The organism is Streptomyces sp. NPDC002499, from assembly GCF_053595415.1.
Genome location: NZ_JBSFXO010000006.1, coordinates 116,835 through 139,151, shown reverse-complemented (window position 1 = coordinate 139,151; position 22,317 = coordinate 116,835). Strand labels below are relative to the sequence as shown.

19 protein-coding genes are annotated in these 22,317 nt (G+C 71.3%); 11 read left to right on the top strand and 8 right to left on the bottom strand.

Translation table 11 applies throughout. From position 1 onward, the window contains the following. Window positions 1-16: 16 nt before the first annotated feature. From ACWD5F_RS17795 to ACWD5F_RS17785, 3 genes are read right to left on the bottom strand one after another with little or no spacing between them, the layout of a single operon-like run. On the bottom strand, window positions 17-859 hold the full coding sequence (locus ACWD5F_RS17795; RefSeq protein ID WP_451255298.1) for a transglutaminase family protein: 843 nt from the start codon (window positions 857-859) through the stop codon (window positions 17-19). 1 nt (window position 860) lies between these two features. Then, window positions 861-1,793: an alpha-E domain-containing protein gene (locus ACWD5F_RS17790; protein WP_451255296.1), complete on the bottom strand. Its 933-nt coding sequence runs from the start codon at window positions 1,791-1,793 to the stop codon at window positions 861-863. Beyond that, on the bottom strand, window positions 1,790-3,334 hold the full coding sequence (locus ACWD5F_RS17785) for a circularly permuted type 2 ATP-grasp protein (RefSeq protein ID WP_451255295.1): 1,545 nt from the start codon (window positions 3,332-3,334) through the stop codon (window positions 1,790-1,792). The genes ACWD5F_RS17790 and ACWD5F_RS17785 overlap by 4 nt, the downstream gene beginning before the upstream one ends. A 300-nt stretch (window positions 3,335-3,634) precedes the next feature. On the opposite strand from ACWD5F_RS17785, the gene ACWD5F_RS17780 reads away from it, so the two are divergent. Continuing rightward, a complete protein-coding gene (locus ACWD5F_RS17780; protein WP_401719348.1) occupies window positions 3,635-4,672 on the top strand; it encodes a helix-turn-helix transcriptional regulator in 1,038 nt (345 codons plus the stop codon). On the opposite strand, the gene ACWD5F_RS17775 is transcribed toward ACWD5F_RS17780, so the two are convergent. Both ACWD5F_RS17775 and ACWD5F_RS17770 read right to left on the bottom strand, forming a co-directional pair. Beyond that, window positions 4,635-5,612, bottom strand: a complete 978-nt coding sequence (locus ACWD5F_RS17775; RefSeq protein WP_451255293.1) for a LuxR C-terminal-related transcriptional regulator — start codon at window positions 5,610-5,612, stop codon at window positions 4,635-4,637. The genes ACWD5F_RS17780 and ACWD5F_RS17775 overlap by 38 nt on opposite strands. 50 nt (window positions 5,613-5,662) lie before the next feature. After that, window positions 5,663-6,607: a helix-turn-helix transcriptional regulator gene (locus ACWD5F_RS17770; RefSeq protein ID WP_451255964.1), complete on the bottom strand. Its 945-nt coding sequence runs from the start codon at window positions 6,605-6,607 to the stop codon at window positions 5,663-5,665. Window positions 6,608-7,013: 406 nt separating this feature from the next. Here ACWD5F_RS17770 and ACWD5F_RS17765 point away from each other — a divergent pair, with 406 nt between their 5' ends. From ACWD5F_RS17765 to ACWD5F_RS17755, 3 genes are all read left to right on the top strand, one after another. Next, a complete protein-coding gene (locus ACWD5F_RS17765; RefSeq protein ID WP_123998759.1) occupies window positions 7,014-7,349 on the top strand; it encodes a Rieske (2Fe-2S) protein in 336 nt (111 codons plus the stop codon). Window positions 7,350-7,572: 223 nt separating this feature from the next. After that, window positions 7,573-10,170 carry an ATP-dependent chaperone ClpB gene (clpB, locus tag ACWD5F_RS17760; protein WP_451255291.1) on the top strand — a complete coding sequence of 866 codons (2,598 nt, stop codon included), beginning with the start codon at window positions 7,573-7,575 and terminating at the stop codon, window positions 10,168-10,170. A 105-nt stretch (window positions 10,171-10,275) separates the two neighbouring features. Further along, the gene (locus ACWD5F_RS17755) at window positions 10,276-10,812 is read left to right on the top strand and encodes a type III secretion system chaperone family protein (RefSeq protein WP_123998757.1); all 537 of its coding nucleotides are present in this window, start codon (window positions 10,276-10,278) and stop codon (window positions 10,810-10,812) included. Between the two features lie 70 nt (window positions 10,813-10,882). Here ACWD5F_RS17755 and ACWD5F_RS17750 read toward each other — a convergent pair whose 3' ends face one another. Continuing rightward, window positions 10,883-12,070 (bottom strand): mannosyltransferase family protein, encoded by a 1,188-nt coding sequence (locus ACWD5F_RS17750; RefSeq protein WP_451255288.1) that lies wholly within the window; start codon window positions 12,068-12,070, stop codon window positions 10,883-10,885. 191 nt (window positions 12,071-12,261) lie between these two features. Continuing rightward, the gene (locus tag ACWD5F_RS17745) at window positions 12,262-13,488 is read right to left on the bottom strand and encodes a pyridoxal phosphate-dependent aminotransferase (RefSeq protein ID WP_451255286.1); all 1,227 of its coding nucleotides are present in this window, start codon (window positions 13,486-13,488) and stop codon (window positions 12,262-12,264) included. 866 nt (window positions 13,489-14,354) lie between these two features. Here ACWD5F_RS17745 and ACWD5F_RS17740 point away from each other — a divergent pair. The 7 genes from ACWD5F_RS17740 to ACWD5F_RS17710 all read left to right on the top strand — a co-directional run bounded on the left by ACWD5F_RS17740 (window position 14,355) and on the right by ACWD5F_RS17710 (window position 21,765). Next, window positions 14,355-14,891, top strand: coding sequence for a DUF2617 family protein (locus ACWD5F_RS17740; protein WP_401719324.1), 537 nt, complete (start codon window positions 14,355-14,357; stop codon window positions 14,889-14,891). A 91-nt stretch (window positions 14,892-14,982) separates the two neighbouring features. Beyond that, window positions 14,983-16,626, top strand: coding sequence for a polyamine aminopropyltransferase (locus ACWD5F_RS17735; protein ID WP_451255284.1), 1,644 nt, complete (start codon window positions 14,983-14,985; stop codon window positions 16,624-16,626). Between the two features lie 213 nt (window positions 16,627-16,839). After that, window positions 16,840-17,622, top strand: a complete 783-nt coding sequence (locus tag ACWD5F_RS17730; protein WP_451255282.1) for an SRPBCC family protein — start codon at window positions 16,840-16,842, stop codon at window positions 17,620-17,622. Window positions 17,623-17,709: 87 nt separating this feature from the next. Then, window positions 17,710-18,498, top strand: a complete 789-nt coding sequence (locus ACWD5F_RS17725) for an aldose epimerase family protein (protein WP_451255280.1) — start codon at window positions 17,710-17,712, stop codon at window positions 18,496-18,498. Window positions 18,499-18,508: 10 nt separating this feature from the next. Beyond that, window positions 18,509-19,057: an orotate phosphoribosyltransferase gene (gene pyrE / locus ACWD5F_RS17720; RefSeq protein WP_401719315.1), complete on the top strand. Its 549-nt coding sequence runs from the start codon at window positions 18,509-18,511 to the stop codon at window positions 19,055-19,057. 118 nt (window positions 19,058-19,175) lie between these two features. Continuing rightward, window positions 19,176-20,207, top strand: coding sequence for a class II fructose-bisphosphate aldolase (fbaA, locus tag ACWD5F_RS17715; RefSeq protein ID WP_401719312.1), 1,032 nt, complete (start codon window positions 19,176-19,178; stop codon window positions 20,205-20,207). A gap of 91 nt (window positions 20,208-20,298) precedes the next feature. Continuing rightward, window positions 20,299-21,765 (top strand): MFS transporter, encoded by a 1,467-nt coding sequence (locus ACWD5F_RS17710; RefSeq protein ID WP_451255277.1) that lies wholly within the window; start codon window positions 20,299-20,301, stop codon window positions 21,763-21,765. 18 nt (window positions 21,766-21,783) lie between these two features. On the opposite strand, the gene ACWD5F_RS17705 is transcribed toward ACWD5F_RS17710, so the two are convergent. Then, on the bottom strand, window positions 21,784-22,203 hold the full coding sequence (locus ACWD5F_RS17705) for a DUF3151 domain-containing protein (RefSeq protein WP_401719306.1): 420 nt from the start codon (window positions 22,201-22,203) through the stop codon (window positions 21,784-21,786). Window positions 22,204-22,317 lie beyond the last annotated feature (114 nt).

Here is a 22,317-nt window from a genome sequence, read left to right as displayed (position 1 = left end):
CCGCAGGAGCTCCCTCTCACGCCACCCGCGTGAACTCCACCAACACGTCCGGCGGGCCGCCCGCCACTCCCCGGTAGATGCCCTTGTGCGGGGTGACGTCGTCGTAGTCGCGGCCTCGGGCCACGACCACGTGGGACTCGTCGGGGCGGGTGCGGTTGGTGGGGTCGTAGCCGGACCAGTCGCCGGCCCAGTACTCGATCCAGGCGTGGCTCTGGCCGGCGACGGGGCGGTGGAGTTCGGCGTCGGGTTCCGGATGGAGGTAGCCGGAGACGTAGCGGGCCGGGAGGCCGACGCCCCGGAGCATCGCGAGGGTGAGGTGGGTGATGTCCTGGCAGACGCCGGCGCCCTGTTCCCAGGCCTCGGCGGGGGAGGTGTTCACGCTCGTCGCGCCAGGGAGGTAGGAGACCTGGTCGGCGACGAGGGACGAGACCGCGAGGGCCGTCGCGTGCGGGTCGAGGCCGGCCGCCGCCTCCTTCGCCCGGTCGAGCAGCGGCGCCGGGATCGTCGTACGGCCTGTTGCGCCCGCGTACTCCAACAGGCGGGAACCGGAGATGTGTTCGGTCAGTTCCGGCCAGGTGGGTGCGTCGGGGAGCGGGCCCTGCGGGGAGGTCTCCACCAGGCTGGACGCGGTGATCGTGAGGTCCGCGTGCGGCTCCATCAGGTCGAAACCGGTGACCTGGGTGCCCCAGTAGTCCCAGTACGACCAGGTGGCCGCGGCCGGGCTGACGGTGACCCGGGCGTCCAGGGTGGTCTGGCCCGGCAGTGTCAGCGGGGTCATGCGGACCTCGTTGTGCGAGGACGCGGCCGGCTGGGCGTACGCGACGCGCGTGACGTGCCGGATGCGGAGGCGGCGAGCCATCTCAGGCTCCTTCCTGGGCCCACTCGACGGGCCCCTGGTACGGGAAGAAGCGCTCCGCCACCGCGTCGGCGGACGCCATGCAGGACTGCTGGAGGTCGCGCAGGAGGATGGGGAGCTGGTCCTCCAGCGCGTTCGTGTCGAGGTATTCGAGGCGGGTGCGCAGCCGGCCGATCGGGCGGCGCGCGGGGTCCTGGCGCGGGCGGCCGAGCGCGCTGAGGCACTCCTCCGCCGTGGTCAGCGCGTGCAGCGCCGAGCGCGGGAAGTCCCGGTCCAGGAGCAGGAATTCGGCCACCCGCGGGGTGTCGCCGAAACCGCCGTACACGCGCGCGTACGCCTCGTCCGCGCCCGAGGCGCTCAGCAGCGTCGGCCAGTCGGGCGCGTGCGCCGCGTCCAGCACCCGTACCGCCAGCAGCCGTACGGTCATGTCGACCCGTTCCAGGCTCCGGCCGAGCACCACGAACCGCCAGCTGTCGTCCCGGCTCATGGTGGAGTCGGCGAGACCGAAGAACAGGGCCGCGCGGCGGCGGACCAGTTCCAGATAGGCGTAGGGGCCCGTACGGCGGGCCGCGAGGCGTTGGTCGGCCAGGGCGTGCCAGGTGGAGTTGAGGCACTCCCACATCTCCGAGGAGACGGCTTCCCGGGCGCTCCTGGCATTGAGCCGGGCGGCGCCGAGCGCGCCCTCGATGGAACAGGTCGACCGGGCGTCGAAGGCGAGCTGGTCCAACACCTGCTGCATGTCGACGCGTTGACCGCCCGCGTCCACACCGAGGATCGCGTACAGCGACCGGCAGGCCACGTCCTCGTCGCGCCAGGGGTCCTCCAGCATGCGGTGCAGATACGCGTCGAGGATGCGGCCGGTGGCGTCCGCCCGCTCGACGTACCGGCCGGTCCAGGTCAGGGCCTCGGCTATCCGGGACAGGATCACGTCGTTCACTGCTGCTGCGCCCCTTCCGGTACGACGGTGGGGTTGCCGTCGGGTCCGTGCTGACGTGGCGCGATGGCCGGGAGCGTGCCCTCGGCGGCGGGCGCCGGCGGTTCGGCCGGGCCCTCCGCGAGCACCCAGGTGTCCTTGGAGCCGCCGCCCTGGCTGGAGTTGACGATCAGGTTGCCCTCCTGGAGCGCGACCCGGGTCAGGCCGCCGGGCAGCACCCACACGTCGTTGCCGTCGTTCACGGCGAACGGGCGCAGGTCGATGTGGCGCGGTGCCATCCGCTCGCCGGCGAGGGTGGGGGAGGTGGACAGGGCGACGGGCCGCTGCGCGATGAAGCCGCGCGGGTCGGCGGCGACGGCTTTGCGCGTGCGTTCGAGGGTGTCCGCGTCGGCCTTCGGTCCGATGACGATGCCCTGTCCGCCGGCGCCGTCGACCGGCTTGATCACCAGCTGGTCGATCTGGTCGAGGACCGCCGCCAACTGCCCTGGTTCGTCGGGGCGGTAGGACTCGACGTTGGGGAGAACCGGTTCCTCGGAGAGGTAGTAGCGGATCAGGTCCGGGACGTAGGTGTAGAGCAGCTTGTCGTCGGCGATCCCGTTGCCCACCGCGTTCGCGAGTGTGACGTTGCCCGCCATGGCCGCGCCCATGATGCCGGGGCAGCCGATCACCGAGTCGGGGCGGAAGTGCAGCGGGTCGAGGAAGTCGTCGTCCAGGCGCCGGTATACGACGTGCACGGGCACCTCGCCGCGGGTGGTGCGCATCCACACGCGGTTGCCGCGGCAGGCCAGGTCGTGCCCCTCGACCAGCTGCACGCCCATCAGCCGGGCGAGCAGGGCGTGTTCGAAGTAGGCGGCGTTGCTGGGACCCGGGGTGAGCACCACGACCCGCGGATCCACCACCCCTTCGGGGGCGGCGGCGCGCAGGGCGGCCAGCAGCCGCTGGGCGTACCCGTCGACGGGCACGACGTGCTGCTCGGCGAAGAGGGACGGGAAGACCCGGGTCATCGCCCGGCGGTTCTCGATGACGTACGAGACCCCGCTGGGCACCCGCACGTTGTCCTCCAGGACCCGGAAGTCGCCCTCCTCGTCCCGGACGAGGTCGATGCCGGCGACATGGATGCGCACCCCGCCCGGTGGCTCGACGCCGTGCGCGGCGCGGTGGAAGTGCGGGGAGTGCAGCAGCAGGCGCCAGGGCACCACGCCGTCCTCGAAGGCCCGGCAGGGCCCGTAGGCGTCGGCGAGGTAGGCCTCCAGGGCTCTGACCCGTTGGCTCACCCCGCGTTGTATGAGATCCCATTCGAGGGCGTCCAGGATCCGCGGCACCAGGTCCAGCGGCCAGGGCCGCTCCTCGCCCGCGAAGGCGTAGGTCACGCCCCGGTCGGTGAACGCCCGGGCCATCTGGTCGGCCCGGAAGCGCAGTTCGCTCGGCTCGATCGGTTGAAGTGCCGCCAGTACCGGCTCGTAGGCGGTCCTGACCTCGCCAGGCCGCTCGAACATCTCGTCCCACGCGTCGGCCAACGCGTACGCGTCAAATATGTCCGCCATGAGGGGACGTTAAGGGCGGTACGTAACACAACGATCACTCCGGCATTTCCGGGAGCGCACGCCCGGCGCGGTCCCGGGGGCGCGCACGGCGCCCGTCCCCCGGCGGAAGCAGGCGTTCCGCACACCCCCAGGTTCCTGCAAAGGGCCATCAGCTTGTTGCAACTCGACGGAAGGAGGCCCGTAAATACCCGGGCATACCGGCGTTTTTCCTGTGCCTCGACCGTTTGAGCCGTGTTGCGGAGCCCGTGCGGGCCGCGCATAGTTGCGCTGCGATGGACGGCGGAACTCGGGGGTTGGGCGATGGCCGGGCACGGGACGGCGGAGCATCCGCACGGTGCCGACCGCTTGTGCGAGGCCGGGGACCGCGTGTACTCCCGGGCCGTACGACGGGGTCGCGTGCCGCGCCCGGACGCGGAGTCGGTGCCGTGCCTGCTGGAACTCGCCCTGCTGCACCCGGACCCCGACGACATGGACTGGCTGGTCCCGACCTCCCCGCAGGAGGTCATGACCCGGCTGCTGCGCGGGGTCTACGACGAGGTCAGCGGCAGCCAGCGCCGGGTGGGCTCTGCGGTGGCCGCCTTCGAGTGGTACGCCGGTCTCGGACCGACGGTGCCCACGGGCGCCGGCGAGGGGGCCGCGATCCGGGTCCTGGACGGTCTCTCCCGGATCCAGGCCGCGATGGACGAGGCGACCGAGGCGTGCACCACCGAGGTCCTGACGGTCCAGCCCGGCGGCATCCGGCCCGAGCACGAGCTGACCGAGGGACTGCACCGGGCGCTCGCCCTGCGCGGCCGGGGCGTGCGCATGCGCGACCTGTACACGCACGTCGCCCGGCACGGCCAGGGCCTGCTCAACTACCTGGAGCTGATGGGCGACACAGTGGAGGCGCGGACCCTGGACGAGGTGATCGACCGCCTCATCCTCTTCGACCGCACGGTCGCCTTCATCCCCGCCAACGCCGACCGCACCCTCGCTCTTGAGCTACGGCACCCGGCGCTGGTCGGCTACCTGGGCACGGTCTTCGACCGCCTGTGGCGCCTCGCGATCCCGCTCACCGCGGCCCTGCCCGACACCGGCATCGAGGGCATCTCGCACCGCGAGCAGTCCATCGCGGCGCTGCTGGCGGAGGGCCACCAGGACGCCGTCATCGCCGAACGGCTCGGCATAAGCGTCCGCACCTGCCGGGCCCACATCGCGCGCCTCTCCGAGACGCTCGGGGCGGCCAGCAGGGCCCAGCTCGGCGTGCGGATAGCGCAGGTGGGGCTCGACAACCCGCGTCAGCCGGCCGACGTCGGCCCGCTCACCCTTCCCGGTCAAGAATCCCCGACCGCCCGATGAGATAGCCCAGCTGCGCCCGGCTCTCGCTGCCGAGCGTCGCCGCGAGCTTGGCGATGTGCACGCGCGCGGTACGGACGTTCAGCCCGAGGCGCTCCGCGATGACGGCGTCCGTGTGGCCCTCGACGAGGAGGGCGGCTATGGCGTGCTGGCGGGGGGTGACGCCGTTGAGGGGGGCGGGCTGGACCGTTTCGGGGTACATCGGGGCGGCCATGTGCCACAGGCGGTCGAAGGTGATGGCGAAGTACTCGATCAGCACCGGGTGGCGCACCTCGAGGGCGAGCGTGCGGTCCGCGTTGGCCGGGATGAAGGCCACCGTGCGGTCGATCACGACGAGGCGCTCGGTGACCTGGTCGAGGGTCCGCGCCTCAGCGTCGCCGGCCAGCTGCTCGTAGCGGGCCGTCACGGGCGGCGAGTGGCGCTGGGTGTGCTGGTAGAGGGTGCGGATACGGCCGCCGCGGTCGAGCAGCGCCTGGTCCCGGCCCAGGCTCCTGGCCAGGCGGGAGGCGGGGTTGCGGCCGTCGTAGGGCTGGATCGCCAGGAGTTCGCGGGAGGCGTCGGCCATGGCGGCGGCGATGGCCTCGTTGATCCGGTCGAGTCCGCCGATGAGGCCGATGGCCGGCGGGTCCGTCGGGGCCGTGCGCTGTCCGTCGAGGCGCATGAGGGGCTCGAACGTCTCGGCCAGCCGTTGCTCGCGCCGCCGCTCGTCGGCGATGCGGTCCGCGGAAGCGCTGAGCCGCCGGTGCAGGGCGAGGGCGGGGGCGACGGGCTCGAGGCGGTCGGGGTCCGTGGGGGTCGGGCTCAGCAGGCCGAAGTCGACGAGACAGGGGGCCGCCCGGACGTCCGCGCCGCTGACGTGCCCGGCACGCAGCGCTCGGCCGTACAGCTCCAGGCCCTCCTCGCACAGTTCCTCCGGACCGTGCCGGTGTGGCTGTGTCGTCACGTGTGACCTTCTTCTTCCTGCGGTTTCTTCCTACGGCGTCGTCCGCGAGGTCAGGGCTCCTGCTTCAGGATCCCGGACTGGGCGATGAGGAACCCGAGCTGGGCGCGGCTGCCGCTGCCCAGCGCCGTCGCGAGTTTGGCGATGTGGGCGCGGCAGGTGCGCACGTTCATGCCCAGGCGCCGGGCGATCGCCTCGTCGACGTGGCCCTCGATGAGGAGCTTGGCGATCGAGTGCTGGATCTCGGTGATGCCGTCGGGGGCGGTCTCGTACGGTGCGCCGGCGCTCAGCGGGACCGCGCGGTTCCACATGAACTCGAAGACCTTGATCAGGTAGCGGACCAGTCCCGGATGCCGGAGTTCGAGGGCGATCTCCCCGTCGTCGCGGGTCGGGATGAAGGCCACGGTCTCGTCGCAGATGATCAGCCGCTCGACGAGTTCGTCGATCGTCCGGTACTCGACCTTGCCGTCGGTGAACTGGGCGACGTAGGCGAGCGTCTCGGGGCTGTAGCGGGCCGGGTGCTGGTAGAGGGTGCGGATGCGGCAGCCGCGTTCGATCAGCGGCCGGTCGCGGTTCAGGCCCTGGGCGAGGGTGTGTTCGAGGCGGCGCCGGCTCGGCTGCACGGTGAGCATCTCGGTCTGGCACTGGGCGGTGGCCAGATCGAGCGCCGCGTTGATCCGGTCGAGTCCCTCAAGGACCGTGATGGAGTGCGTGGTCGCCGTGGACTGGGCGCTGAGCGTCATGAACGGCTCGAAAGCGTCTGCGAGCTCGATCGACATGCGCCGCCGCTGGGTGATCTCGCTCTCGATCGGGTTGAGCCGCTGGGCGAGGGCAATCGAAGGAGGTACCGGGCGTAGCCAGTTCGGGTCGTCAGGATCGGGATGAAGGAGGGCGAACTCCATCAAACAGGGTGCGGGTTCCACATCCGTACGGGCAACCCGTCCCGTCCGGAGAGCGTTCCCGTAGAGGCGTCGCCCTTCCGCACACAGGTCGGTCAGCCCGTGAGGATGTGTCCGCTTAGTCTCATTTATTGTCAAATCTCCACCCCCCAGGGTCCTGAACGTGCAGGAACATGATGCATCGATTGTGTGGCCATGACGTGCCGGAATGGGCCATCGTCGTATTCGGACGGGGGAGAGGTGACCTTCAAATGAGGACGAAGCCGACTATGCATAAGAGAATGCTTCGCTCGGCGCTAGTCGCCGCCTTCTCCGCCGCTGTGATTTTCGGGGCGCTGAGCGGGTCTGCGGGTACCGACAGTGCCAAGGCGGGCGACAGTACCTGGCGTACGACCAATGTGACTGCCGCCGGCGTCGGCGACAGCACCTGGATCGTCACGGCGTCCGACGCCCCGGACGACAGCACCTGGGTGGCTCCGAGCGACAGCACGTGGGTCGCCGAGTCATGACCACTCCACCCGACGACCGGTCCTTCCGTCGCGAAATGGCCACGGCCTACCGCTCCGGCTGGCACTTCATCGATCTGGTCACCGCGATCCCGCACCCCGGGGACTCGCTGATGGTGACCGTCTTCGGAGAGCCGGTCGTCGTGACGCGGGACGAGGACGAGGACGTACGGGCCTATCGGTGTCTGCGGCGGCCTCGGGGGGCGCCGCAGCCTGTGCGATGTGCGATTCGGTACGGAATGATCTTTGTGAACCTTGATCAGCGAGACCATCGGCTGGTGGAACCGGAAGCCCCCAACCTACGGACCATCTCAGCCACCCCCCGCAGTGCCTGACGCGATTCCCCCGTCGTAACAGATCGCGCAGGTGCTTCCCCCCGCAGCGGCGTCACCGTGACCTGAACACGGTGACGCCGCTGCAGTTTGTGGCCGAAAACAGCCGACGCCTCCGCCTGTGCGGGGGCGTTTTTGTGTCCCCGCCGCCTTGAGTGGAATAGACTCAACTTTGTGCACGCTGACTGAGTCAGCCAGGGAGACTCGCAAGGAGGAGAGCGCGAACGTGGACGCAGAGCTGACCAACCGGAGCCGGGACGCGATCAACGCGGCCAGCAACCGGGCCGTGACCGAGGCGCATTCCGACCTCACCCCCGCCCACCTGCTCCTCGCGCTGCTCCAGGGGCAGGAGAACGAGAACATCACCGACCTGCTCGCCGCCGTCGAGGCCGACCAGGCCGCCGTCCGGGCCGGCGCGGAGAAGCTGCTGGGCGCGCTGCCCAGCGTGACCGGTTCCACGGTTGCGCCGCCGCAGCCCAACCGGGAGCTGCTCGCGGTCATCGCGGACGCGGCCGAGCGGGCCAAGGAGCTCGGCGACGAGTACCTGTCCACGGAGCACCTGCTCATCGGGATCGCCGCGAAGGGCGGCGCGGCCGGTGACGTACTGTCCGGGCAGGGGGCCACCGCGAAGAAGCTGCAGGAGGCCTTCCAGAAGGCGAGGGGAGGGCGCCGGGTGACCACGGCTGACCCGGAGGGCCAGTACAAGGCGCTGGAGAAGTTCGGCACCGACTTCACCGCGGCCGCGCGGGAGGGGAAGCTCGACCCCGTCATCGGACGCGACCAGGAGATCCGGCGGGTCGTGCAGGTGCTGTCCCGTCGTACGAAGAACAACCCGGTCCTGATCGGTGAGCCCGGCGTCGGCAAGACCGCCGTCGTCGAGGGGCTCGCCCAGCGGATCGTCAAGGGCGATGTGCCCGAGTCCCTCAAGAACAAGCGACTGGTCGCCCTCGACCTGGGCGCGATGGTCGCCGGCGCCAAGTACCGCGGCGAGTTCGAGGAGCGGCTCAAGACGGTGCTGGCGGAGATCAAGGACTCCGACGGCCAGATCATCACGTTCATCGACGAGTTGCACACCGTCGTGGGCGCCGGCGCGGGCGGGGACTCCGCCATGGACGCCGGCAACATGCTGAAGCCGATGCTCGCGCGCGGTGAACTGCGCATGGTCGGCGCGACGACGCTGGACGAGTACCGCGAACGCATCGAGAAGGACCCGGCGTTGGAGCGCCGCTTCCAGCAGGTGCTGGTCGCGGAGCCGTCGGTCGAGGACACGATCGCGATCCTGCGCGGGCTCAAGGGCCGCTACGAGGCCCACCACAAGGTGCAGATCGCGGACAGCACGCTGGTCGCGGCAGCCACCCTCTCGGACCGCTACATCACCTCCCGCTTCCTTCCGGACAAGGCGATCGACCTGGTCGACGAGGCGGCCTCCCGCCTCCGCATGGAGATCGACTCGTCCCCCGTCGAGATCGACGAACTCCAGCGTGTGGTCGACCGGTTGAAGATGGAGGAGCTGGCGCTGGAGAAGGAGACCGACCCGGCCTCCCGGGACCGCCTGGAGAAGCTGCGCCGCGACCTCGCCGACAAGGAGGAGGAGCTGCGGGGGCTGACCGCGCGCTGGGAGAAGGAGAAGCAGTCCCTCAACCGCGTCGGCGAACTCAAGGAGAAGCTCGACGAGTTGCGCGGCCAGGCCGAACGGGCCCAGCGCGACGGCGACTTCGACACCGCGTCCAAGCTGCTGTACGGCGAGATCCCCACCCTGGAGCGGGACTTGGAAGCCGCCTCGGAGGCCGAGGTGGAGGCCTCCCGGGACACCATGGTCAAGGACGAGGTCGGCTCCGACGACATCGCGGACGTCGTCGCCGCCTGGACCGGCATCCCCGCGGGACGCCTCATGGAGGGCGAGACGCAGAAGCTGCTGCGCATGGAGGACGAGCTGGGCAAGCGCCTGATCGGCCAGCGCGAGGCGGTACAGGCGGTGTCGGACGCGGTACGGCGCACGAGGGCGGGCATCGCGGATCCCGACCGCCCCACCGGCTCGTTCCTCTTCCTCGGCCCGACAGGCGTGGGCAAGACCGAACTCGCCAAAGCCCTGGCCGACTTCCTCTTCGACGACGAGCGGGCGATGGTCCGCATCGACATGTCGGAGTACGGCGAGAAGCACAGCGTGGCCCGCCTGGTCGGCGCCCCGCCCGGCTACGTCGGCTACGAGGAGGGCGGCCAGCTGACGGAGGCGGTGCGGCGCCGCCCGTACAGCGTGGTGCTGCTGGACGAGGTGGAGAAGGCGCACCCGGAGGTCTTCGACATCCTCCTCCAGGTACTGGACGACGGCCGCCTCACCGACGGCCAGGGCCGCACGGTCGACTTCCGCAACGTGATCCTGGTCCTCACCTCGAACCTGGGCAGCCAGTTCCTGGTGGACCCGATGACGAGCGAGGCGGAGAAGAAGTCCCAGGTCATGGATGTGGTCCGGGCCTCCTTCAAGCCGGAGTTCCTGAACCGTCTGGACGACCTGGTCGTCTTCTCGGCCCTCGCCAAGGACGAGCTGGCCCGCATCGCCCGCCTCCAGATCGACCGCCTCGCCAAGCGCCTGGCCGAACGCCGCCTCACCCTGGAGGTCAGCGAGGACGCCCTGACCTGGCTCGCGGAAGAGGGCAACGACCCGGCGTACGGCGCACGCCCCCTCCGCCGCCTCGTCCAGACCGCCATCGGCGACCGCCTCGCCAAGGAGATCCTCTCCGGCGAGATCAAGGACGGCGACACGGTACGGGTGGACACGTTCGGCGAGGGGCTGATCGTGGGGCGGGCCACGGGCAAGACGCTGTGACTTTCACGCGCTGACCAGGGGGTGGTGAGTTTCCGGCCGTCGGGCTTGCCACCCCCCTCCCCGCATGAGGGAGGATGACGGCATCCATATGAAGGGAAATTCACGGTGACCATCGACCCGTCCTCGATTCCGAACTTCGGGGGCCAGCCCGAGCCGCAGCCCCAAGGGCCGGCGGGCCCCGTTGTCCCGGATCAGGACCTCGTGAAGCAGCTCCTCGAACAGATGGAGCTGAAGTATGTCGTCGACGACGAGGGAGACCTCGCAGCGCCGTGGGAGCAGTTCCGTACGTACTTCATGTTCCGTGGCGAGGACGACCAGGCCGTCTTCTCGGTGCGGACGTTCTACGACCGGCCCCACCAGATCGACGAGAAGCCGCTGCTGCTGGAGTCCATCGACGACTGGAACCGCCGCACCCTGTGGCCCAAGGTGTACACGCACACGCATGACGACGGCACCGTCCGGCTGATCGGCGAGGCGCAGATGCTGATCGGCACCGGCGTCAGCCTGGAGCACTTCGTCTCCTCGACGGTCAGCTGGGTGCGCGCGGCCATCGAGTTCGACAAGTGGCTCGTCGAGCAGCTCGGCCTCGAGCAGGAGGTCAACGAGGCGGAGGAGAAGGGCGAGGACGAGGACGGGGAGTAGTCCCCGGTCCTTCGTACTCGGTGCGCCGTACTCCGTACTTCGTACGTTGTCCTGATGCGGTCCGCGGTCCTTACAGCGGCGTGTTCGCGATCACCACGAGATACGCCCCGTAGCCGAACGAGAGCCCGGCCAGGGCGCCGACCACCACGGTCGCGTGCCAGGGCCGGGCTCTCGCCGTGCGGACCAGGGCCCGGGCGAGGGGGAGCAGGAGGGGGAACGCCGGGAGCAGGAACCTCGGCTTCGATTCGAAGAAGCCCGAGCCGCCGAGTGTGATCAGGAGCAGTACGCCCGTGTAGACGAGCAGGGGGAGCGGGGCCCGGTCCGTCAGCAGCAGCGCGTACAGGACGACCGACACGGCCACGATCATCATCGTCATCGGGAACACGAAGCGGTCGCCGTGCAGGAGCAGGTGTTTGGCGAAGACGAGCGAGCCCCTGCCGAAGTCGAACCTGGAACCCCACAGGCGCTGCACCTCGAAGTAGCCGCCCAGCAGGTCACCCTTGCGGTGGCCGACCCACAGGATGTACGCGGCCCAGCCGCTCGGCGCGAGCAGCGCGCCCGTCCACAGCCTGTGGACAACTTTGCCGCGCGCCCGAAGGATCTCGTACGCCGCCGCCACGAGTACCGCCGCCGCGACCGCGAATCCGTTGGGCCGGGCCAGACCCGCCAGGGCCGCCAGTGTGCCCGCCCAGACCCACCGTCCGTCCAGCACCGCGTACAGCGCCCAGGCGGCGAAAGCCGTCAGCACCGGTTCCGTGTACGCCATGGACAGCACGATCGAGTGCGGGAGCAGGCCCCAGAGCAGGACGAGGGCCGTGGCCACCGCGCGGCCGTGCAGGCGGTTGCCGAGCGCGTAGAGACCGCAGGCCGCGACCGCCGCCGCCAGCCAGGACACGAGCAGGCCCGCCGTGACTCCGCTCAGCGGGCTGAGCGCGGTCACCGCGCGGACCAGGGCCGGGTAGAGCGGGAAGAACGCCAGGTCGCTGTGGACGACGTCGGGCTGGAAGTACAGGGTCCGGCCGTAGCCGTGCGCCGCGATCCCCAGGTACCAGCGGGAGTCCCAGGAGTGGCCCAGGAGCGCCGGCCAGTGCCGGTCGGTCGCCCAGGCCGTCAGGGCCAGCGCGGCGACGCCCAGCAGGCGTGCGGCGGCGAACAGACCCAGGGCGCCGCCGAGGGCCGCCGCCGTGGAGGGGCGGGTACGGGTGTGGGTGCCGGGCTCCGTGACAGGGCGGGGCGCGAGGGTACTGGCGTGGGTCACACCGGCACATTGCCGGGTGAAACGGGCGCAGGCGAGCATTGCGCGGCCGGGCGGGTACGGATTCGCTCCGCTCGGCGTGGCGGCGTGACTTCGCGCCGGGGATCTCTCGCGGAGGACTTCACACCGGCGAGAGGTCCTCGTCGGCGATTTCACGTCCGCGACCCGACACCGGCGACCTCACACCGGCGACTTCACGCCAGTGACTTCAGGCGGCTCACGGCCTCCTCCAGTACCCCGGTGCGCTTGCAGAACGCGAACCGCACGAATGGCGCGCCCGCCTCCCGGTGGTCGTAGAAGACCGCGTTCGGGATGGCGACGACGCCGGCCCGTTCCGGGAGTGCGCGGCAGAAGGCGAAGCCGTCGCCGTCGTGGGACAGCTCCGCGCCGAGGGGGCGGATGTCGGTGGTGACGAAGTACGTGCCGGCGGGCTTGAAGACCTCGAAGCCCGCGTCCGTCAGACCCGCCGCCAGCAGGTCCCGCTTGGCCAGCATGTCCGCGCGGAACCCGGCGAAGTAGGAGTCGGGCAGGGCCAGCGCCTCCGCCACCGCGTACTGGAAGGGCCCGGACGCCACGTACGTCAGGAACTGCTTCGCCGAGCGGACCGCCGAGACCAGCTCCGGCGCGGCCGTCACCCAGCCCACCTTCCAGCCGGTGAAGGAGAAGGTCTTGCCGGCCGAGCCGATGGTGACCGTGCGCTCCCGCATGCCGGGGAAGGTCGCGAGCGGGATGTGCTCGGCGTCGTCGAAGACCAGGTGCTCGTAGACCTCGTCGGTGACGACCAGCAGGTCGCGCTCGACGGCCAGTTCGGCGATCGCGGTGAGTTCCTCGCGGGTGAGGACCGTGCCGGTGGGGTTGTGCGGGGTGTTGATCAGGAGGAGGCGGGTGCGGTCGGTGACGGCGGCGCGCAGCTCGTCCAGGTCGAGACGGAAGCGTCGATCCGCGATTCCGTCGTGCGTGCCCTCGTGCGGGCGCAGGGTGACCGGTACGCGCGTGCCGCCCGCCATCGCGATGCACGCCGCGTACGAGTCGTAGTACGGCTCGAGGGCGATCACCTCGTCGCCGGGTTCCAGCAGCGCCAGCAGGGCGGCGGCGATGGCCTCGGTGGCGCCGGCCGTGACCAGGACCTCGGTGTCGGGGTCGTGGGTCAGGCCGTACAGGCGCTGCTGGTGGGCGGCGATCGCGGTGCGCAGTTCGGGGACGCCCGGGCCCGGCGGGTACTGGTTGCCGCGGCCGTCGCGCAGCGCCCGTACGGCCGCCTCCCGGACCTCTTCGGGGCCGTCGGTGTCGGGGAAACCCTGGCCCAGGTTGATCGCGCCCGTCCGCACGGCGAGCGCGGACATCTCGGCGAAGATCGTCGTCCCGAACTCGGCGAGACGGCGGTTGAGGAGCGGGCGGCTGCTGGAGGTCATGCCGGTCATCCTGCGCCGAAGCTCTGGAGTTCCTCAACTCTGCTTTGGCCGGTCGCGTGGGAGGGCATCCCCCGTTCACGCAAGACGCGAGGCGCCCACGGGGGGCTGCTTCAGGCGAATCAGAAGGGCGGTGGCGCCATGGCAATCGGCTTCATCGTGGCAGCGGTTGTGATCGCGTTCGTGCTGGTCGTGGTGGCGAAGGCACGCCGGACCAGGAGCACCATTTTGGCGGGCCGCAGCGGCCGGCGCCGCGGCTCCGGCGACAGCTGGTGGGCCGGCGGGGCGGCCGGGAGCAGCGGCGGGGCGGTGTCCTGCGGGTCGTCCTCGGGCGGTGACTCCGGGGGGCACTCGGGTGGTCACTCCTGCGGTGGCGGTTCGTCCTGCGGGGGCGGCTCGTCCTGTGGCGGCGGGGGCGGATGCGGAGGAGGCAGCTGATCCGGCGGGGGCGGATGCGCGGGAGGCGGCCGAACCGGCGGAGGCAGCTGACACGGGGCAGCTGAGCTCCACCGGGAAAGTCGTCACCGGGCATACGTCCCACCCGTCACTCCAGTAGAGCGCCCGCCGGGCACCACGCCCCGCGGGCGCTTTGGCGCTCCGGCGCACGCCACGGCCGCCGTGGCGCACGCCGTGGTTGAACAGTTGAGCTGTGGAGCCCTCTGAGGGATGGAAACCCCACGAAGTTGGGTAAAAACGCTGTGGTGGCGCCACCGTTCATGATTCCCTCTAAAACACCAACGCAGCCCCTCGGACGTCCTGCACACACACCTTCCGATGATCCGACTGGGTTGACCGGGCCGATCTCCCGGTACCGACCGGGGTGCGCCGGACCACACCTCCTCACCTCCCTTTTCTTTGCGTGCTAGCGGAGCCGATCCATGCTCACGACCCTGAACACCTCGTACACAGACACGCGCGCGGCCGACCTCGCCTGGGCCCTGGGGCGGGAGCCGCTCCCCGCCCTCGCCACGCTCGATCTCGAACTGGGCGGGGCGAAGCTGCAGTTGAGACTCCTCGGAGCGTCCCACCAGGTGCTCCTGGAGGAGGAGCGGGGCAGTTGTTCGGAGACGGTGGCGTGCATCCCCGGCAGCAGCACCCCGCTGCCGCTGGGCGTCGCCAAGCGGGTGGGCGACTGGGAGTACGAGTTCGCGGCCCGTGTCGAACTGCTCTCGCCGGGCTCCTTCGCGGGCCGCGCACAGGAGTTGCTCGCCCTGGTCGCCGACCATCCCAACGGCCTGGCGGGCGTCTTCCCCGGCAGCCCGCACGCGTTCACCGCCCTGCTGGCCCAGCGTCAGGGCGGCCAGGTGCACTGGCGGACCTGGCACGCCTACCCGCAGGACGGGCAGTTGGTGGCGACCCGGACCCGGGTCGGCGTGCGGATTCCGGTGCCACAGCTCAGTCCGTCCGGCGTTTGACGCATTTCCGCCTCGTGTCGGGCGTTTGGGGCGTCAGATCCACACGTGTGGGTGACGAAGCGTGACTCCGCTGTGACGTAACGTCGCAGTCGTGATCGAACCGCACGCACCGGCCCCGCCCGGCTCCCCGCCCTCCTGGCCCGGCCCCGCGCCGCTGCCGGTGCGGCCGGGCACCGGACGGTTCCTGGTCCTCGCGTGCGTCTTCGTCTGCGCGGCCTGCGGACTCGTCTACGAACTCGAACTGGTCGCGCTGGCCTCGTACTTGATCGGCGACTCGGTCACCCAGGCCTCCGTCGTGCTGTCCGTCATGGTGTTCGCCATGGGCATCGGCTCGCTCGCCGCGAAGAAGCTGCGCTGGCATGCGGCGGCCGGCTTCGGTGCGATCGAGGCGACGCTCGCGCTGGTCGGCGGGTGCAGTGCGATGGCCCTGTACGCCGTGTTCGCGTGGACCGGCGGCTGGGGCGGGCTGTGGGCGAGCGGGCCGCGCTGGCTGCTGGTCGCCTTCTCGCTCGCCATAGGCCTGTTGATCGGCGCCGAGGTCCCGCTGCTGATGGAGCTGATCCAGCGCGTCCGGCGGCAGGACGCGGGCGGCGCGGTGGCGGACCTGTTCGCCGCGGACTACGTCGGCGCGCTCGTCGGCGGCCTGGCCTTTCCCTTCCTTCTCCTGCCCCTGCTGGGCCAGTTGACCGGCGTACTGATCACCGGCACGGTCAACGCGGTCGCCGGCTGCGCCCTCGTCCTCGGCCTGTTCCGGCGCGATCTCACGCGCCGCGCCCGCTGGTTGCTGGTGATCGCCAACGTCGCCGTGCTCGGCCTCCTCGCCTCCGCCGCCGTTCTGGTCGACGACTTCGAACGGGCCGCGCGGGAAGCGGTCTACGGCGAGGGCGTCCGGGTGGCGGTGCAGACCGGCACCCAGGAGGTCGTCCTCACCGGCGGCACCCACGGCCGCCCCCTCGACCTCTTCCTCGACGGCCGCCTCCGGGTCAGCGGACGCGACGAACGCCGGTACCACGAGGCGCTGGTCCACCCCGCGATGAACGGCCCCCACGCACGCGTGCTCATCCTCGGCGGCGGCGACGGACTGGCCGCCCGCGAGGTGCTCGAACATCCCGGCGTCCGACGCGTCGACATCGTCGAACTCGACGCCGGAGTCGTCCGGTTGGCCCGCACCGACCCGGCGCTCGCCCGCCTCAACGACCACGTCTACGCCGACCCGCGCGTCCACGAGACGACCCAGGACGCCTTCCGCTGGCTGCGGATGGCTCCGCCGGGGACCTTCGACGTGGTGATCTGCGATCTGCCCGACCCGGGGATCACCGCGAGCACGAAGCTGTACTCGCAGGAGTTCTACGGCCTGGCGCGGCGGGCGATGGCCGACGGCGGCCGGCTCGTCGTGCACGCCGGGCCGGTCGCCAGCCGGCCGCGCGTCTTCTGGACGGTCGACGCGACGGTGCGCTCCGCGGGGCTGCGGACGGTTCCCTACCGGGTCGGGGGGCGGGACTCGGGGTTCGCGGCGGGGCCCGACCGGGCGGCGAGCGGTGCGTTTTCGGCGCCGCGGGACTGGGGGTTCGTGCTGGCGTCCGTCGCTCCACGGCGACTCGGACTGGATCCGGGGGCACCGCGGCCGAGGACGTTGACGGCGGGTGGGCTGGCGGCGGATGCGCGAGCCGTGGGACGGACGCGAGTTGAGGGGGTGCGGGCGTCGACGCTGGTGGATCCCAGGTACGCGGAGTGAATTTTCCTCGCCCCCGCCGCCCCTACCCGTCCCATCCTTCTGGGGCTCCGCCCCAGACCCCGCTCCTCAAACGCCGGAGGGGCTGGATTGTGCGGGTCTGGGGGCGGCAGCCCCCAGCCGGGCGGCAGCCCCAAGGCGACGGCGACACGAGCTCGTGGCACTTTTGCGGCAACGTGGGTCCAGGCTCCGCACTCCCCGGTAACCTCGGCCCACATGGAGCATGAGGTGTTCGTTCCGGTTCCGCCCGCCCACCTGCGGGACGCCCTCGCCGACCCCGCACGCGTGGCCCGCGCGGTTCCCGGACTTCAGCAGGACGCCGGTGCGGCCCCCGTCAGCGGCCGGCTGAAGGTGCGCGTCGGCAGCCACTCCGTCACCTACCGCGGCACCGTCCGCGTCACCGCGCAGGACGACGGCACGTACACCGCCGAGGGCGACGCCACCGAGGCGCGCGGCACCGGCTCGGTCAAACTCGCCCTCACCCTGCGGGTGTCGGAGGCCGACGGTGGCTCCACCCTCGCCGTCGAGGGCACCGCCTCGGCCGACGGCCGCCTGATGGAACTGCCGGCGGACTCCGTGGCCGCGGCGGCGACCCGGCTGCTGGACCGCTTCGCGGAGAACCTGGGTACGACGGTGGCGGCACCGGAGGAGACCCCCGAACCGTCCGTCCTCGACACCGAGGTCCCGCCACCGGCGCTCGATCCGGTGGCCGAGGTCGACGACCTGCTCCCGGACCCGACCCCCGACCCGGCCCCGATTCCCGCGGAGATCTACGCGGAACCCTCCGACCCTCCCGCCGAAGCCGCGCACGCGCGCCGCACGATGATCGGCCGCAGCGCGGAGGAGGTCGACCATGCCCCGCCGCGCGGCCGCTACGCCCCCGTACCGGCCCCGCAGACCATCTCCCCCGGCTCCTCCCTCCGTTGGGCGGCTCCGGCGGCGGCACTCGCGGTGGCGTCGGCGATCGTGGTGACCCGGGCCCTGCGCAAGCGTCGCTGAGCCACGGACCGTCCTGATCGCGCCCAACCTCCGCGCACACTCCAAGTGGTCTGCACCACCGCCCCACCACCCCAGTACTGTCATCCCGTGAGCAACGAAGACATCACGCTGACCGCGGGCGACGCGGAGGTGACCGTGCAGCCGGGCAACGGCGGCCGGGTGGGCGGGCTTCGCGTCGGAGGCGTCGAACTGCTGCGCCAGGGCGAGCGGTTCGGCTGTTTCCCGATGGTGCCCTGGTGCGGCCGGATCAGGGACGGCCGGTTCCGCAACGGCGGCACCGTCCACCAGATGCCCCTCAACTCCCCGCCGCACGCCATCCACGGCACCGTGCGCGACGGCGCCTGGCGCGTGGCCCGCCGAAGCGCCGACGCGGCCGTCATCACGTACGACCTGGTGGAGCCCTGGCCCTGGCCCGGACGGGTCACCCACCAGCTGGACCTCACGCCGGACTCCCTCACGCTGACCATGGCCGTGGAGGCGCACGACTCCTCCTTCCCGGCGCAGATCGGCTGGCACCCGTGGTTCAACCGGAACCTGGGGGGCGAGGACGTCCAGGTCGACTTCTCGGCTGCCTGGCAGGAGGAGCGCGGGGACGATCACCTGCCCACCGGTACGCGGATCGAGCCGAAGGCCGGGCCGTGGGACGACTGCTTCGGGATGCCCGGCGGGGTCGATGTGACGCTGAGCTGGCCGGGGGAGCTGGAGCTGAAGGTGGCCAGCCCCGAGGAGTGGGTCGTCGTGTACGACGAGCAGGAGGCCGCCGTCTGCGTGGAGCCGCAGACCGGGCCGCCCGACGGGCTGAACAGCCTGCCCCGGCTCGTCACGCCGCTGGAGCCGCTGGAAGCCACGATGACCTGGGCCTGGCGCCGCCTCTAAGCTGGCCGGTATGACGGACGTACGTGGCGCGCTGCTGCAGCAGATCAAGGACAAGGCCGTGGTGCACGGCAAGGTGACTCTGTCGTCGGGGCTGGAGGCGGACTACTACGTCGACCTCCGCCGCGTCACCCTCGACGGCGAGGCCGCCCCGCTGGTCGGTCAGGTGCTGCTCGACCTGACCGCCGAGCTGGACTTCGACGCGGTGGGCGGGCTGACCATGGGCGCCGACCCGGTCGCCGGCGCGATCCTGCACGCGGCCGCCGCCCGGGGGAAGCGGGTCGACGCCTTCGTCGTACGCAAGGCGGCCAAGGCGCACGGGATGCAGCGGCGGGTCGAGGGGCCCGACATCGCGGGGCGGCGGGTGGTGGTCGTCGAGGACACCTCCACCACCGGCGACTCCCCGCTGACCGCCGTCGAGGCGGTGCGTGAGGCGGGTGCGGAGGTCGTGGCCGTGGTGACGATCGTGGACCGTGCGACCGGCGCCGCGGAGAAGATCGAGAAGGGCGCGGGGGTGCCGTACTTGTACGCGTACTCCAAGGACGACCTGGGCCTGGACTGACCGGGCCGCCCGTCTGGAAAGATGGGCACGACGATGACGTCACTCCCGAGGTCTAGGTCAGGGCCGTAGGACGCAGTAGCACCTAGTACGCCAACCCGCACATACAAGGAGCGGACAGATGCCCATCGCAACCCCCGAGGTCTACAACGAGATGCTCGACCGGGCGAAGGCAGGCAAGTTCGCCTACCCGGCCATCAATGTCACCTCGACCCAGACCCTGCACGCGGCGCTGCGCGGCTTCGCCGACGCGGAGAGCGACGGCATCGTCCAGATCTCCACGGGTGGCGCCGAGTTCCTGGGCGGCCAGTACAGCAAGGAGATGGTGACGGGCTCGGTCGCGCTGGCCGAGTTCGCGCACATCGTCGCCGAGAAGTACCCGGTGACCGTCGCGCTGCACACCGACCACTGCCCCAAGGACAAGCTCGACGGGTACGTACGCCCGCTGCTCGCCGTCTCCGAGGAGCGCGTGAAGGCCGGCGGCAACCCGCTGTTCCAGTCGCACATGTGGGACGGCTCGGCCGAGACCCTCGCCGACAACCTCGCCATCGCGCAGGAGCTGCTGGCCCGCGCCGCCGCCGCGAAGATCATCCTCGAGGTCGAGATCACCCCGACCGGCGGCGAGGAGGACGGTGTCTCGCACGAGATCAACGACTCCCTCTACACCACGGTCGAGGACGCGATCCGTACCGTCGAGGCGCTCGGCCTGGGCGAGAAGGGCCGCTACCTGCTGGCCGCCTCCTTCGGCAACGTGCACGGCGTGTACAAGCCGGGCAACGTCGTCCTGCGTCCCGAGCTGCTCAAGGAGCTGAACGAGGGCGTCGCCGCCAAGTACGGTCAGCCGGCCGGCAGCAAGCCGTTCAACTTCGTCTTCCACGGCGGCTCCGGCTCCACGGAGGAGGAGATCGCCACCGCGCTGGAGAACGGCGTGGTGAAGATGAACCTCGACACCGACACCCAGTACGCCTTCACGCGTCCCGTCGCGGACCACATGTTCCGCAACTACGACGGTGTCCTGAAGGTCGACGGCGAGGTCGGCTCCAAGAAGACCTACGACCCGCGCACCTGGGGCAAGCTCGCCGAGGCCAGCATGGCCAAGCGCGTCACCGAGGCCTGCGGCAACCTGCGGTCCACGGGCACGAAGATCAAGTAACCGGCGGTCGTCCGGTACGAAGATCGAGCAACGGCATTTCACGACGAGCCCGGCGCTGTCTACGGCGCCGGGCTCGCTGTATACCTAGGGCATGTCCGATGTGCGGCTGGCCTCGCCCCAAGGCAAGTGGATCCTGCTCACCACCGTGCTCGGCTCCAGCATGGCCATGGTGGACTCGACCGTCGTCAACGTCGCCCTGCCCCGCATCGGCCGCGATCTGGACGCCGACCTGGCCGCGCTCCAGTGGACGGTCAACGCGTACATGCTCACGCTGGCCGGGCTGATCCTGCTCGGCGGCTCGCTCGGTGACCACTACGGGCGCCGCAAGATCTTCGTGATCGGTGTCGTCTGGTTCGCGACCGCCTCGCTGCTGTGCGGTCTGGCGCCGAACGTCGGCATCCTGGTCGCCGCGCGCGCCCTCCAGGGCATCGGCGGCGCGCTTCTCACACCGGGCTCGCTGGCCCTCATCCAGGCCTCCTTCCACCCCGACGACCGGGCCCGGGCGGTCGGTCTGTGGTCCGGCTTCGGTGGCGTCGGGGCCGCCGTGGGGCCGTTCCTGGGCGGCTGGCTGGTGGACGGGCCCGGCTGGCGCTGGGTCTTCCTGATCAACGTGCCGCTGGCCCTGCTCTGCGCGCCGATCGCGGTCCGCCATGTGCCGGAGTCGATGGACGGCCGCAGCCACGGCCGCTTCGACGTGCTCGGCGCGGCCCTGGGCGCACTCGCGCTGGCGCTGGTGACGTACGCGCTGATCGAGGCCCGCGAGGGGTCGGTCGTCGTGGTCCTCACGGCGGTCGCCGGTGTCGCGGCGGGGGTCGCCTTCGTGCTCGTGGAGCGGCGCAGACCCGATCCGATGATGCCGCTGGACATCTTCGGCTCCCGCCAGTTCACGGCGGTCAACGTGGTCACCCTCTGCGTCTACGCGGGCTTCAGCGGCTTCTTCTTCCTGGCCGCCCTGCAACTCCAGGTCGCGGTCGGCTGGTCGGCCCTGGCCGCCGGTACGGCGCTGCTGCCCACGACCATCCTGATGCTGCTGCTCTCCGCCCGCTCGGGCGCCCTCGCCGACCGCATCGGCCCGCGTATCCCGCTCACGGTGGGCCCGCTGCTGTGCGGGGCGGGCATGCTGCTGATGCTGCGGGTGGGGCCGGGCGCCTCCTACCTCGCGGACGTCCTGCCGGCCCTGCTGGTCCTGGGCCTCGGCATGGTCACCCTGGTCGCCCCGCTGACCGCCACGGTGCTCGCCTCCGTCGACGTGACACGGGCGGGCCTGGCCAGCGGCATCAACAACGCGGCGGCCCGCGCGGCGGGCCTGATCGCGGTCGCCGCGCTGCCGCTGCTGGCCGGCATGGGCCCGGAGGCCTACCGCTCCGCGAACGCCTTCGACGACGCCTTCCACACCGCGATGCTGCTGTGCGCGGGAGTCCTGGCGGTCGGCGCGGTGATCGCCTTCGCGACCGTCCGCCGCCCACCGCCGGACTGCCGTCGCCCGGAATGCCGTACGCACGGCAACGTGATGGCGCCGCCGCTGGAGGCGGACCGGAACGCGGGGAAGATCTCCTGACGGGGTTCCGAGCTCAGGTCAGCCCAGCAGTTCCGTGAACGCCTGCGGGTCGCTGTCGCGCAGGAACTGGCGGCAGCGGTCCGACTCCTCCTTCTCGTCGATCGCCTCGGCGGCGCGGGCGAGGGCGGCGAGGCAGCGCAGAAAGCCCCGGTTGGGCGCATGGGTCCAGGGGATCGGGCCGTGGCCCTTCCAGCCGTTGCGGCGCAGGGCGTCCAGGCCGCGGTGGTAGCCGGTACGGGCGTACGCGTAGGACTCGATCACCCGGCCGCCCGCGAACGCGTCCTCGGCGAGCAGCGCCCAGGCGAGCGAGAAGGTCGGGTGCTGCGCGGCTACCTCGGCGGGGGCGAGGGACTCCTCGTCCAGCAGGCGGTAGGCCGCCTCGTCGGCGGGCAGGAGCGTGGGGTCGGGGCCGCCGAGCAGGTTCGTGTGGGTGGTCATGAGGGAAGTCTGCCACCGCCGCGGGGTGGGGTTGCCGGGGCGGGGGGCGATTGTGGAGGATGCGGGTGGGGACCGGGGCCCCCGTGTCGGCATCGGCAGGGGCGGACCGCTACC